This is a genomic window from Pseudomonas sp. LS-2 (genome assembly GCF_003605735.1).
GTDB lineage: Bacteria > Pseudomonadota > Gammaproteobacteria > Pseudomonadales > Pseudomonadaceae > Aquipseudomonas.
The window spans coordinates 44,410-57,650 of the sequence record NZ_QXTJ01000031.1; the positions used below are offsets into that span (position 1 = coordinate 44,410).

At 60.9% G+C, this 13,241-nt stretch carries 10 protein-coding genes, 1 pseudogene and 1 riboswitch; of the genes and pseudogenes, 10 read left to right on the forward strand and 1 reads right to left on the reverse strand.

All coding sequences use genetic code 11. From position 1 onward, the window contains the following. The first annotated feature begins 9 nt into the window (after positions 1-9). The 7 genes from D3M70_RS17560 to astE all read left to right on the forward strand — a co-directional run bounded on the left by D3M70_RS17560 (position 10) and on the right by astE (position 7,915). Positions 10-1,230, forward strand: a complete 1,221-nt coding sequence (locus D3M70_RS17560) for an aspartate aminotransferase family protein (RefSeq protein ID WP_120126990.1) — start codon at positions 10-12, stop codon at positions 1,228-1,230. Between the two features lie 161 nt (positions 1,231-1,391). Next, positions 1,392-2,423 carry an arginine/ornithine succinyltransferase subunit alpha gene (aruF, locus tag D3M70_RS17565; RefSeq protein WP_120126991.1) on the forward strand — a complete coding sequence of 344 codons (1,032 nt, stop codon included), beginning with the start codon at positions 1,392-1,394 and terminating at the stop codon, positions 2,421-2,423. A 104-nt stretch (positions 2,424-2,527) separates the two neighbouring features. Then, a complete protein-coding gene (astA, locus tag D3M70_RS17570) occupies positions 2,528-3,553 on the forward strand; it encodes an arginine N-succinyltransferase (RefSeq protein WP_120126992.1) in 1,026 nt (341 codons plus the stop codon). Continuing rightward, positions 3,550-5,019 (forward strand): succinylglutamate-semialdehyde dehydrogenase, encoded by a 1,470-nt coding sequence (gene astD / locus D3M70_RS17575; protein WP_165869833.1) that lies wholly within the window; start codon positions 3,550-3,552, stop codon positions 5,017-5,019. The genes astA and astD overlap by 4 nt, the downstream gene beginning before the upstream one ends. 151 nt (positions 5,020-5,170) lie before the next feature. Further along, positions 5,171-6,517 carry an N-succinylarginine dihydrolase gene (astB, locus tag D3M70_RS17580; protein WP_120126994.1) on the forward strand — a complete coding sequence of 449 codons (1,347 nt, stop codon included), beginning with the start codon at positions 5,171-5,173 and terminating at the stop codon, positions 6,515-6,517. Positions 6,518-6,595: 78 nt separating this feature from the next. Beyond that, entirely contained in the window at positions 6,596-6,892 is a 297-nt protein-coding gene (locus D3M70_RS17585; RefSeq protein ID WP_081569146.1) for a topoisomerase II, read from the forward strand. A 15-nt stretch (positions 6,893-6,907) separates the two neighbouring features. Beyond that, positions 6,908-7,915, forward strand: coding sequence for a succinylglutamate desuccinylase (astE, locus tag D3M70_RS17590; protein WP_120126995.1), 1,008 nt, complete (start codon positions 6,908-6,910; stop codon positions 7,913-7,915). A gap of 82 nt (positions 7,916-7,997) precedes the next feature. Here the strand turns inward: astE and D3M70_RS17595 are convergent, their stop codons facing one another. Further along, a complete protein-coding gene (locus D3M70_RS17595; RefSeq protein ID WP_120126996.1) occupies positions 7,998-8,492 on the reverse strand; it encodes a 6,7-dimethyl-8-ribityllumazine synthase in 495 nt (164 codons plus the stop codon). A 123-nt stretch (positions 8,493-8,615) separates the two neighbouring features. Next, a riboswitch (FMN riboswitch) is annotated at positions 8,616-8,761 on the reverse strand. Between the two features lie 184 nt (positions 8,762-8,945). Here D3M70_RS17595 and ltaE point away from each other — a divergent pair. The 3 genes and pseudogenes from ltaE to D3M70_RS33320 form a co-directional block, all read left to right on the forward strand. Next, a complete protein-coding gene (gene ltaE / locus D3M70_RS17600) occupies positions 8,946-9,950 on the forward strand; it encodes a low-specificity L-threonine aldolase (RefSeq protein WP_120126997.1) in 1,005 nt (334 codons plus the stop codon). Between the two features lie 144 nt (positions 9,951-10,094). Continuing rightward, a complete protein-coding gene (gene alaS, locus D3M70_RS17605; RefSeq protein ID WP_120126998.1) occupies positions 10,095-12,713 on the forward strand; it encodes an alanine--tRNA ligase in 2,619 nt (872 codons plus the stop codon). 103 nt (positions 12,714-12,816) lie between these two features. Then, positions 12,817-13,241: pseudogene (locus tag D3M70_RS33320) on the forward strand (aspartate kinase); the annotation flags it as partial.

The following is a 13,241-nucleotide window of genomic DNA, read 5'->3' on the forward strand; positions in this document are numbered from 1 at the left end:
GAGACTCCGATGTCCGTTGAGCAAGTTCCGGTGCAACGTGCCGATTTCGACCAGGTGATGGTCCCCAACTACGCCCCCGCAGCGTTCATTCCCGTACGCGGCCAGGGTTCCCGCGTCTGGGATCAGTCGGGTCGTGAACTGGTCGATTTCTCGGGCGGCATCGCGGTCAACGTGCTGGGTCACGCGCATCCGGCGCTGGTCGGCGCTCTCACCGAACAGGCCAATAAGCTGTGGCACGTCTCCAACGTATTCACGAATGAACCTGCGCTGCGTCTGGCCAGGAAGCTGGTCGACGCCACGTTCGCGGACCGCGTGTTCTTCTGTAACTCTGGCGCCGAAGCCAATGAAGCGGCCTTCAAACTGGCCCGTCGCGTGGCGCACGATCTGTACGGCACCGAAAAATACGAAATCATTGCAGCCCTGAACAGCTTCCACGGTCGCACACTCTTCACCGTGAGCGTTGGCGGTCAGCCGAAGTATTCCGACGGCTTCGGTCCGAAAATCACTGGCATCACCCATGTTCCGTACAACGACCTCGAGGCCCTGAAGGCAGCCGTCAGCGACAAGACCTGCGCTGTGGTTCTGGAGCCGATCCAGGGTGAAGGCGGTGTATTGCCGGCCGAACTCGAATACCTGCAAGGCGCCCGTAAACTGTGCGATGAACATAACGCCCTGTTGGTGTTCGATGAAGTACAGAGCGGCATGGGTCGCAGCGGCCATCTGTTCGCTTACATGCACTACGGCGTGACCCCGGACATCCTCTCTAGCGCCAAGAGCATCGGCGGCGGCTTCCCGATGGCGGCCATGCTGACCACTGAGAAACTCGCCAAGCACCTGGCCGTCGGCGTCCATGGCACCACCTATGGCGGCAACCCGCTGGCGTGTGCGGTCGGTGAAGCGGTCATCGACGTGGTCAATACCCCCGAGGTGCTGGCAGGCGTCAACGCCAAACATGATCTGTTCAAGGCGCGGCTGGAGAAAATCGGCCAGCAATACGGCGTGTTCGGCCAAGTGCGCGGTATGGGCCTGTTGATCGGCTGTGTGCTGACCGACGCCTGGAAAGGCAAGGCCAAGGACTTCTTCAACGCCGCCGAACACGAAGGCGTGATGATCCTGCAAGCCGGTCCTGACGTGGTGCGTTTCGCTCCGAGCCTGGTGGTCGAAGATGCGGACATCACCGAAGGCCTGGATCGCTTCGAGCGTGCGGTTGCCAAGCTGACCAAGAATTGATCCCTTTGTAGGAGCGCGCTTGCCCGCGATAGCAGTGTGTCAGTCAATGCATCCGTCAGAGGCAGACTGCATCGCGGGCAAGCGCGCTCCTACACGATGAATCATGTCGTTCTTTTTTTCGCCGGTGATATCGGCCCGATTTTTTCTCAAGGAGTGACACCATGCTGGTGATGCGCCCCGCGCAAATGGCTGACCTGAGCGAGGTTCAACGACTCGCTGCGGACAGCCCGATTGGTGTCACGTCCCTGCCGGATGACGCTGGACGTCTGAGTGACAAGATCGCCGATTCCGAAGCGTCGTTCGCCGCCGAGGTCAGTTTCAACGGCGAGGAAACCTATTTCTTCGTGCTCGAAGACACCGAGTCCGGGCGTCTGGTGGGCTGTTCCGGGATTGTCGCCTCGGCGGGATATTCCGAGCCGTTCTATAGCTTCCGCAACGAAACCTTCGTCCACGCCTCCCGTGAACTGAAGATCCACAACAAGATTCACGTCCTCTCGCAGTGCCACGACCTCACCGGCAACAGCCTGCTGACCAGTTTCTACGTCCTGCCGGAACTGGTCGGGACGCTGTGGTCGGAACTCAACTCCCGGGCCCGCCTGCTGTTCGTCGCAGCCCATCCCGAGCGCTTCGCCGATTCGGTGGTGACCGAGATCGTCGGTTACAGCGACGAACATGGCGATTCACCGTTCTGGGACGCCATCGGCCGCAACTTCTTCGACCTCAATTACGCCGAAGCCGAACGTCTGTGCGGCCTGAAGAGCCGCACGTTCCTGGCCGAGCTGATGCCGCATTACCCGATCTACGTGCCGCTGTTGCCTGACGAGGCCCAGGAAGCCATGGGCCAGGTCCATCCGCGAGCGCAGATCACCTTCGACATCCTGATGCGTGAAGGCTTCGAGACTGATCATTACATCGACATCTTCGACGGCGGACCGACGCTGCACGCCCGGGTTTCAGGCATTCGCTCGATTGCCCAGAGCCGCGTGGTGCCCGTGAAGGTCGATCCGGTCAGCAGTGGCGATGCGATCAAGGGCGGACGTCCGTACCTCGTTGCCAACAGCCAGTTGCAGGACTACCGGGCGGTAATGCTGGAGCTGGACTGGGTGCCGGGCAAACCGGTGACCCTGAGTCTGGCCGCAGCCGAAGCGTTAGGTGTGGGTGAAGGCGCCAGCGTGCGCATCGTCGCGGTTTGACAGTTGATTTGTCGGTGCTCGACGCTGCTGTGACAGCCGAGCGCCGTATCGCGGGTTAGAGTTCGCCGGTTTCTTCGAGCAAGGAGCCGGGTTGAGGAGAAAGCATGATCGTTCGTCCCGTAAGCAGCACTGACCTACCGGCGCTGATCGAGTTGGCGCGCAGCACAGGCGCAGGCCTGACCACATTGCCGGCCAATGAAGAGCGTCTGGCGCATCGGGTCGGCTGGGCGGAAAAAACCTTCCGTGGCGAAGCCGAGCGGGGCGACACCGATTACCTGTTCGTGCTCGAAGACGACGATGGGCGCGTGGTCGGCATTTCGGCGATCGCAGGTGCGGTCGGACTGCGCGAGCCCTGGTACAACTATCGGGTGGGCCTGACGGTCAGCGCTTCGCAAGAGCTGAATATCTATCGCGAAATCCCGACGCTGTTTCTGGCCAACGACCTGACCGGCAATTCAGAGCTGTGCTCGCTGTTCCTGCACGCCGACCATCGCAATGGCCTCAACGGTCGCCTGCTGTCCAAGGCGCGGATGCTGTTCATTGCCGAGTTTCCCGAGCTGTTCGGCGCCAAGATCATCGCCGAGATGCGCGGCATGTCCGACGAACAAGGCCATTCGCCGTTCTGGGAAAGCCTGGGCCGTCACTTCTTCAAGATGGAGTTCAGCCAGGCGGATTATTTGACCGGTGTCGGCAACCGCGCCTTCATCGCTGAACTGATGCCGAAATTTCCGCTGTACAGCTGCTTTCTTTCCGAAGCCGCACGCAACGTCATCGGTCGCGTACACACCAGCACCGAGCCTGCGCTGACCATGCTCAAGGCCGAGGGCTTCAGTTATCAGGGTTACGTCGACATCTTCGACGCGGGCCCGGCGATCGAGTGCGAAACCACCAAAATTCGCGCCGTGCGCGACAGTCAGGCGCTGGTGCTGGCCGTCGGTACGCCAGGCGACGATGCGACGCCGTTTCTCATCCACAACCGCAAACGCGAAGATTGCCGTATCACTGCCGCACCGGCCCGCTTCGCCGCTGGCACGCTGGTGGTCGATCCGAAAACCGCCAAACGTCTGCGACTCAATGCCGGTGATCAGGTTCGTGCGGTGCCCCTGTCGCCCACTCGGGAGAGCGTTTGATGACGACCTTGTATATCGCAGATACCTGGCAAGCCGGGCAGGGTGAAGCGTTCGAGTCGCTGAACCCGGTCACGCAACAGGTGATCTGGTCCGGTCAGGGCGCGACGGCCGCGCAGGTCGATGCTGCCGTCACGGCTGCGCGTCTGGCGTTTCCGGCCTGGGCGACGTTGAGTCTGGACGAGCGCATCGGCGTGCTGGAGACATTTGCGGCCACCCTGAAAAACCGTGCCGACGAAATTGCCCGCTGCATTGGTGAGGAAACCGGCAAGCCGCTGTGGGAATCGGCGACGGAAGTCACCAGCATGGCGAACAAGGTGGCGATCTCGATTCAGAGCTACCGCGAGCGCACCGGTGAGAAGAGCGGCCCACTGGGCGACGCTACCGCGGTGTTGCGCCATAAACCCCATGGCGTGGTGGCGGTGTTCGGTCCCTACAACTTCCCCGGGCACTTGCCCAACGGTCATATCGTTCCGGCGCTGCTCGCGGGTAATACCGTCGTGTTCAAGCCGAGCGAACTGACGCCGAAAGTCGCCGAACTGACCGTGCAATGCTGGATCGAGGCCGGTCTGCCAGCGGGCGTGCTGAATCTGGTACAAGGCGCGCGGGAAACCGGCATCGCGCTGGCGGCGAACGCGGGTATCGATGGCCTGTTCTTCACCGGATCCAGCCGTACGGGCAATTCGTTGCATCAGCAATTCGCCGGTCGCCCTGACAAGATTCTCGCGCTTGAGATGGGCGGCAACAACCCGCTCGTCGTCGATCAGGTGGCTGATGTCGATGCAGCGGTTTATACCGTGATTCAGTCGGCGTTCATTTCTGCGGGTCAACGCTGCACCTGTGCGCGCCGCTTGCTGGTGCCCCAAGGGGCTTGGGGCGATGCGTTCATGGCGCGTCTGGTAGAAGTGACGGCGACCATTCAGGTCGGCGCGTTCGATCAGCAGCCCGCACCGTTCATGGGGTCGGTGATTTCTCTGCATGCCGCCCAGGCCTTGCTCGATGCACAGGAACAGTTGCTGGCCAACGGTGCCGTGGCGCTGCTGGAAATGACCCAGCCGCAGTCGAAGGCGGCGTTGCTGACGCCGGGCATTCTCGATGTCAGCGACGTGAGCGATCGCCCCGACGAAGAACTGTTCGGGCCGTTGTTGCAGGTGATCCGCTACGCTGACTTCGATGCCGCGATCAACGAGGCCAATGCCACGCAATACGGGCTGGCGGCGGGGCTGCTGTCGGATTCGCAGGAACGTTACCAGCAGTTCTGGCTGCAAAGCCGGGCCGGGATCGTGAACTGGAACAAACAACTGACCGGCGCTGCCAGTACCGCGCCGTTTGGCGGGGTAGGGGCGTCGGGCAACCATCGCGCCAGTGCCTATTACGCGGCGGATTACTGTGCGTATCCGGTGGCGTCGCTTGAGACCGCCGCATTGACTTTGCCTTCCAGCTTGACGCCGGGCATAAGCCTTGGGTGACCTCGTGTAGGAGCGCGCTTGCCCGAGATTGCGGTACGTCTGTAATGCATGCTTTGCCTGACACACCGCAATCGCGGGCAAGCGCGCTCCTACAGGTCACTGCGCACACGAACATTGATGTTTATAAAAACAGATCCACGGAGCCTCACCGATGAAATCCTGTGAAGTCAACTTTGACGGTCTAGTGGGGCCGACCCATAACTACGGCGGGCTGTCCTACGGCAACGTCGCGTCCCAGAGTAACTGCCAACAGGCTTCCAATCCACGGGAGGCGGCGCTGCAAGGCCTTGCGAAGATGAAAGCGCTGATGGACCTGGGTTTTACTCAAGGCGTGCTGGCGCCACAGGAGCGCCCGGATGTCGCCGGCCTGCGCAGACTCGGCTTCAGCGGTACCGACGCACAGGTCATCGAGCGTGCCGCCAAGCAATCCATGCCGTTGCTGGTGGCCAGTTGTTCGGCCTCGAGCATGTGGGTCGCCAACGCCGCAACGGTCAGCCCGAGCGCCGACACTGCCGACGGTCGCGTGCACTTCACCGCCGCGAACCTCAACTGCAAGTACCACCGCAGCATCGAGCACCCGACCACCAGCCGCGTGTTGAGCGCGATGTTCGCCGATCAGCAGCATTTCGCCCATCACCCTGCCTTGCCTGCCGTCGCCCAGTTCGGCGATGAGGGCGCGGCCAACCACACGCGTTTCTGCCGCAGCTACGGCGAGGCCGGTGTCGAGTTCTTCGTGTTCGGCCGTGCGGCGTTCGACACCCGCTTTCCGGCGCCGCAAAAATACCCGGCCCGTCAGACCCTCGAAGCCTCCCAGGCGGTCGCGCGTTTGCACGGTCTGAGCGATGACGGTGTGGTGTACGCGCAGCAGAACCCTGCGGTGATCGACCAGGGCGTGTTCCATAACGACGTCATCGCGGTGGGTAACGGCGAAGTCCTGTTCTATCACGAGGATGCCTTCCTCAAGACCGAACACATGCTGAGCGAACTGCACGACAAGCTCGGCCGTCGCGGTGGTCGCTTCCAGGCCATTTGCGTGCCACGCACCGAAGTGGGTGTGGAAGATGCCGTGCGTTCGTACCTGTTCAACAGCCAGCTATTGTCCCGTCCCGATGGCTCGATGCTGCTGATCGTCCCTGAGGAATGCCGCAGCAACGAGCGCGTATGGCATTACTTGCAGCGCCTGATCGCCGATGAGAGCCCGATCCGCGAAGTGAACGTCTTCGATCTCAAGCAGAGCATGCAGAATGGCGGCGGCCCGGCGTGCCTTCGTTTACGCGTGGCGCTGAATGAAACGGAACTGGCAGCGGTCAACCCAGGGGTTATCATGACCGCGCCGTTGTACGACACCCTCACGCAGTGGGTGGACAAGCACTATCGTGACCGCATGGCCGAGAGCGACCTGGCCGACCCGCAGTTGCTGACTGAATGCCGTACGGCACTGGATGAACTGACTCAGCACCTGAAGCTGGGCGCGGTCTATCCTTTTCAAATCAATTGATGCACCCCAAACATCGCGCCTGAGGCCATTCGGCGTCGGGCAGGCGATGTTTCTGCTTTTACACAGAGAGAATTTGATATGACCGACGCCCTGCGTTTGATCCTTGAAGACACCGACGGCACCCAGCTGGAAACTTCCTGCACCCGTTTTGCCGTTATCTGGCAGGGCAAAGAGGTCTGGATTCAACAGGACGGCCGCGGTCAACTGCTGATCGGCGTTGACGTTGAAGAAGACGATGCCGAATACGCCAACCTCTTGCTGCGCCCGCTGGCGACCAATCTGGTCAGCCTGCAGCTGGAAATGGAACCGGCGGACATGAGCGGCGACGACGAAGATGGCGATGGCCACGTGCACGGTCCCGACTGCAACCACTAAGCAGGAACTCGCTCTATGCTCGCCCTCGGCAAACTGCTTGAACTGACCCTGGCGGGTCGTGAACCCGCGGAAAAGACTCAACTGACCGTCGAAGGCGTGCGCATGCGATGGCTGGCTGAAGGGGCGCTGGAAGTCCGGCCTCCCGAAGCGCGGGACAACGGCACTGACCTGCTGTTGTCCGCTGGCATCCATGGCAATGAAACGGCCCCGATCGAGCTGCTCGACGAGCTCATTCACGCCATTGCCCGGGGAGAGCTCAAGCCCCGGGCGCGCATTCTTTTCCTATTCGGCAACCCCGAAGCGATGCGTCGCGGCGAGCGTTATGTCGAGCAGGATGTGAACCGGCTGTTCAACGGCCGTCACGAACAGAGCGGCGGCAGCGAGGCGTTGCGAGCCTGTGAGCTCGAACGTCTGGCCGCAAGCTTCTTCAGTCTGCCCGACCGCTATCGTCTGCATTACGATCTGCACACGGCCATTCGTGGTTCGAAGATCGAGCAGTTCGCGTTGTACCCGTGGAAGGAGGGGCGTCAGCACTCTCGCCGCGAACTGGCGCGTCTGCGCACGGCGGGAATGGACGCTGTTCTGTTGCAGAACACATCGTCCATCGTTTTCAGCGCTTATACCTACGATAAACTCGGCGCCGAGGCCTTCACACTGGAGCTGGGCAAGGCGAGGCCGTTCGGTCAGAACCAGCAGGTGAATCTGAGCAAGCTCAAGCGCTGCCTCGAACAAGTGATTTGCGGGACTGAGTCTGAGGAACCCTCACGGCTCGACGGGCTGCAACTGTTCAGTGTCGCGCGGGAAATCATCAAGCACAGCGATGCGTTCCGCTTGCACCTGCCGGCGGACATCGAGAACTTCACGGTGCTGGAAAAAGGCTTCGTGCTGGCCGAAGACCTGGCCGATTCACGCTGGGTCATCGAGGAAGAGGGCGCACGCATCATCTTCCCGAACCCGAAGGTCAAGAACGGTTTGCGGGCGGGGATTCTAATCGTGCCGACGACGGATGAGCAGTTGGCGTAGCTGACAAGTGAACGATCCGTAGCAGTCCGGCGGTAGCGATTTCAATAACGCCACCGCCGGCAAGCCGGACTAATCGTTCAGATCAGCCAGCAGCTTTCTGCAACTCACCCACCCGGCGTACCGCGCGCAGTTTTGCCAGCGTATCGGCGCAGGTCTTTGCCGCTTCCTGGCCTTTGTGCACGAAGTGGTCGAAGAAGAATTTCTGATGTTCTTCACCCGCGTGGAAATGGTGCGGGGTCAGGACTACCGAAAACACCGGCACTTCGGTTTCCAGCTGAACCTGCATCAACGCGCTGATCACCGACTGCGCGACGAACTCGTGACGATAAATCCCACCATCGACCACCAGACCGGCGGCCACGACACCGCCATAGCGGCCAGTCTTGGCCAGCAGTTTGGCGTGCAGAGGGATTTCAAAGGCGCCGCCCACTTCGAAGAAGTCGATGTCGCTCTCGGCATAGCCGTGGTTCGCCATCTCGGCGACGAAACCCTTGCGGGCCTGATCGACAATATCTTTGTGCCAGCAAGCTTGAATGAAAGCGATGCGTTCGTGAGCGTGAATTGCGGTGGGTTGCATCTGTTCTGACTCCTGTTTAATAAAAAAACAGGGCGTTTGGATCGAAGGGGATGCCAGGGACGGCCGACACATCCGGGGCGGCTAGCGCACGTAATGATGCTCGGGACGATCCTGTGGTGCCAATCCCGTTCTCTCTTCATCCGGACTATGACCGTCGGCCCCGGAATCACACCGGGTCTGCTGACCTCGCCTGCGCGAGCGCTCGCGGGCTAGACGCATTGCGCGCCATTACCGCCGGTGGGGAATCGCACCCCGCCCTGAGAACGTCGCCGACGGCAAATGACGTCGGCGTGCAGTTTTTAACACAGATTTTCAGAATGTGCATGGAGCCTTTTTGATGGTTTTGATCAGCTTTTCTTATAAGCAGCGCTTGGCATTGCAGCGCCAAGCCTTGATTATCCCGAGTTCCGGCCTCAGAACTGAGGTTTGAAACATCTCTCAGGGAGCTTCATCGTGACGGTTATCGATCTGCGCAGTGACACAGTTACCCAGCCCACTGCAGGCATGCGTGACGCCATGGCCCATGCGCCGCTGGGCGACGACGTGTATGGCGAGGACCCGACGGTGAACCGTCTTGAGGCGTGGCTGGCGGAGCGTCTGGGTTTTGCCGCTGCGTTGTTCGTGCCGACCGGCACCATGAGCAACCTGTTGGGTTTGATGGCGCACTGCGAACGGGGCGACGAATACATCGTCGGCCAACAGGCCCACACCTATAAATACGAGGGCGGCGGCGCGGCCGTGCTGGGTTCGATCCAGCCGCAGCCGCTGGAGAATCAGGCGGACGGTTCGCTGGACCTGAATCAGGTGGTCGCGGCGATTAAAGCCGATGATTTTCATTTTGCCCGCACACGTTTGCTGGCGCTGGAAAACACCATGCAGGGCAAGGTGCTCTCTCTGGAATACCTCGCCGCTGCCCGTACCTTGACCCGTGAAAAAGGTCTGGGCCTGCATCTGGACGGCGCTCGTCTGTATAACGCGGCAGTGAAGCTCGGTGTCGAAGCGCGTGAAATCACTCAACATTTCGACTCCGTTTCGGTCTGCCTGTCCAAAGGGCTGGGCGCGCCGATTGGCTCGGTGCTGTGCGGGTCCAGTGAGTTCATCGCCAAGGCACGTCGTCTGCGCAAAATGGTGGGCGGCGGCATGCGCCAGGCAGGTCTGCTGGCGGCGGCGGGATTGTATGCGCTGGAGCATCAGATCGACCGTCTGGCCGAGGATCACGCCAACGCTGCAATCCTCGCCAAAGGCTTGAGTGAACTGGGCTTTGACGTCGAGCCGGTGCAGACCAACATGGTCTACGTGCAGATCGGTGATCGCGCAGACCCGTTGAAAGCATTTTGCGCCGCGCGAGGGATCATCCTGAGCGCGGCACCGCGTTTGCGCATGGTCACGCACCTGGACGTGTCGGCCGCGCAAATGGAGCAGGTGGTCGCGGCATTCGCAGAATTCGGCAGCCGATAATCGACCGATAATCCAATTGGCAGCTTCTATCGTACAAAGTCACTGTACCGTGTGAGCAACGCCTATATAATGCGGCCCTTTGCCGTCGCTACGTCGAATGACGTTATGCACTTGCCTCTGGCCGCAGTTCCCGTGGAAGAACCTATGAAAAGCGCAGAAATCCGTGAAGCCTTCCTTCGCTTCTTCGAAGAGCAAGGCCACACCCGTGTAGCCTCCAGCTCCTTGATTCCGGGCAATGACCCGACCCTGCTGTTCACGAACGCAGGCATGAACCAGTTCAAGGACTGCTTCCTGGGCCAGGAAAAACGAGCCTATACCCGTGCCGTCAGCAGCCAGAAGTGCGTGCGTGCCGGTGGCAAGCACAACGACCTGGAAAACGTCGGCTATACCGCCCGTCACCACACCTTCTTTGAAATGCTGGGTAACTTCAGCTTCGGCGACTACTTCAAGCGCGATGCGATCACCTTCGCCTGGACCTTCCTGACTGGCGTGTTGAAGCTGCCCAAGGACAAGCTCTGGGTGACCGTGTACGCAACCGACGACGAAGCCTACGACATCTGGACCAAGGAAGTCGGCGTGCCGGCCGAGCGCATGGTTCGCATCGGCGACAACAAAGGCGCGCCTTACGCCTCCGACAACTTCTGGACCATGGGCGACACCGGCCCGTGCGGCCCTTGCACCGAGATCTTCTACGACCACGGCGCCGACATCTGGGGTGGCCCACCGGGCTCGCCTGAAGAGGACGGCGACCGTTACATCGAAATCTGGAACAACGTCTTCATGCAGTTCAACCGCACCGCCGATGGCGTGCTGCATCCGCTGCCAGCGCCGTCGGTCGACACCGGCATGGGCCTGGAGCGGATCAGCGCCGTTCTGCAACACGTGCATTCGAACTATGAAATCGATCTGTTCCAGAGCCTGCTGGCCGCGGCCGCCAAGGCCATCGGTTGCAGCAACGACAACCAGCCTTCGCTGAAAGTGGTGGCCGACCACATCCGTTCCTGCGGTTTCCTGATCGCCGACGGCGTGCTGCCTTCCAATGAAGGCCGTGGCTACGTGCTGCGCCGCATCATTCGTCGTGCCTGCCGTCACGGCAACAAGCTCGGCGCCAAGGGCAGCTTCTTCTACCAGATCGTCGCGGCACTGGTGGCCGAGATGGGCGACGCCTTCCCTGAGCTGAAATCCCAGCAAGCGCACATCGAGCGCGTGCTGAAAGCCGAAGAAGAGCAGTTCGCCAAAACCCTGGAACAGGGGCTGAAAATCCTCGAGCAGGATCTGGCCGAGCTCAAAGGCACCGTCGTGCCGGGCGATGTGGTGTTCAAGCTTTACGACACCTACGGTTTCCCGATGGACCTGACCGGCGACATCGCCCGTGAGCGCAACCTGACCCTCGATGAGGCCGGTTTCGAGCGCGAGATGGATGCCCAACGCGAGCGTGCCCGTTCCGCGAGTTCGTTCGGCATGGACTACAACAGCCTGGTCAAGGTTGATGTGGCCACCGAGTTCACCGGTTACAGCGCCACTGCCGGCGAAGCCAGGGTTGTCGCTCTGTATAAAGAAGGTGTGGCAGTCGAGCAGCTGGGTGAAGGCGAAGATGGCGTGGTCATCCTTGACCGCACGCCGTTTTACGCTGAATCCGGTGGCCAGATCGGCGACAGCGGCTATCTCACCGCTGGCGATGTACGTTTTGACGTAAGCGACACCACTAAAACCGGCGGTGCTTTCCTCCATCACGGCATTCAAGTGTCGGGCAGTCTGAAAGTCGGTGCGACCGTGAGCACTCAAGTCGCCGCCGAAGTGCGTCAGGCCACGTCGCTGAACCACTCGGCTACTCACTTGCTGCACGCAGCACTGCGTCAGGTGCTCGGCGATCACGTTCAGCAGAAAGGCTCTCTGGTCGACAGTCAGCGCCTGCGCTTCGACTTCAGCCACTTCGAAGCCATCAAGCCTGAGCAGATCAAGGCCCTGGAAGACATCGTCAACGCCGAAGTGCGCAAGAACACCGCGGTCGAAACCGAAGAGACCGACATCGAAACCGCCAAGAAGAAGGGCGCCATGGCGCTGTTCGGCGAGAAGTACGGCGACAGCGTTCGCGTACTGAGCATGGGCGGCGATTTCTCGGTCGAGCTGTGCGGTGGCATTCACGCCAATCGTACTGGCGACATCGCGCTGTTCAAGATCGTCAGCGAAGGTGGCGTTGCTGCTGGCGTGCGCCGTATCGAAGCGGTGACCGGCGCTGTGGCCCTGGCCTACCTGAACAGTGCCGAAGAACAATTGAAGGAAGCCGCGAGCCTGGTCAAAGGCAATCGCGACAACCTGCTGGACAAGCTGAGCGCTGTCCTGGAGCGCAACCGTCTGTTGGAAAAACAGCTGGAACAACTGCAGGCCAAGGCGGCCAGCGCTGCGGGCGACGATCTGTCGGCTTCGGCAGTGGACGTCAAGGGCGCCAAGGTCCTCGCTGCCCGTCTCGACGGTCAGGACGGCAAGGCGCTGCTGGCTCTCGTGGATCAGTTGAAGAACAAACTCGGCCGCGCAGTGATCCTGCTCGGCGGTGTGCATGAAGACAAGGTCGTACTGGTGGCAGGCGTCACCAAAGACCTGACTGGCCAACTCAAAGCCGGTGATTTGATGAAGCAAGCGGCTGCCGCCGTGGGCGGTAAAGGTGGCGGTCGTCCTGATATGGCACAAGGCGGTGGCGTTGATGCCGCTGGACTGGACGCAGCGCTGGCGCTGGCGGTTCCGTTCGCCGAACAGGGAATGTAAGGGAAGCTAAGTCGACCCACCGGAGTTTTCTATCCAGAGAACTCCGGCGCTTCGCGGTTTGAATGTTTAACGGGCGCCCTTCATGGGCTGAGGCGGCTTTGAGATGGCTTTAATCGTACAGAAATTTGGAGGCACCTCCGTAGGCTCGGTAGAGCGCATCGAGCAGGTGGCCGACAAAGTCAAAAAATTCCGCGAAGCGGGTGATGATCTGGTGGTGGTGCTTTCTGCCATGAGCGGCGAGACCAATCGCCTGATCGACCTGGCCAAGCAGATCACCGATCAACCGGTTCCTCGTGAGCTGGACGTGATCGTCTCCACCGGCGAGCAGGTCACCATTGCCTTGCTGGCCATGGCGTTGATGAAGCGCGGCGTGCCGGCGGTGTCCTACACCGGCAATCAGGTTCGCATTCTGACCGACAGCGCGCACAACAAGGCGCGTATTCTGCAGATCGACGACCAGAAAATTCGCGCTGACCTTAAAGAAGGTCGCGTGGTGGTGGTCGCCGGCTCCCAGGGCGTCGACGAGAA

Excerpts from the sequence above, each read along its gene's own strand:
- aruF (WP_120126991.1), top strand. The coding sequence starts at position 1,392 with ATGCTGGTGATGCGCCCCGCGCAAATGGCTGACCTGAGCGAGGTTCAA.
- astA (WP_120126992.1), top strand. The coding sequence starts at position 2,528 with ATGATCGTTCGTCCCGTAAGCAGCACTGACCTACCGGCGCTGATCGAG.
- D3M70_RS17560 (WP_120126990.1), top strand. The coding sequence starts at position 10 with ATGTCCGTTGAGCAAGTTCCGGTGCAACGTGCCGATTTCGACCAGGTG.
- D3M70_RS17585 (WP_081569146.1), top strand. The coding sequence starts at position 6,596 with ATGACCGACGCCCTGCGTTTGATCCTTGAAGACACCGACGGCACCCAG.
- D3M70_RS17595 (WP_120126996.1), bottom strand. The coding sequence starts at position 8,492 with ATGCAACCCACCGCAATTCACGCTCACGAACGCATCGCTTTCATTCAA.
- astE (WP_120126995.1), top strand. The coding sequence starts at position 6,908 with ATGCTCGCCCTCGGCAAACTGCTTGAACTGACCCTGGCGGGTCGTGAA.
- alaS (WP_120126998.1), top strand. The coding sequence starts at position 10,095 with ATGAAAAGCGCAGAAATCCGTGAAGCCTTCCTTCGCTTCTTCGAAGAG.
- astB (WP_120126994.1), top strand. The coding sequence starts at position 5,171 with ATGAAATCCTGTGAAGTCAACTTTGACGGTCTAGTGGGGCCGACCCAT.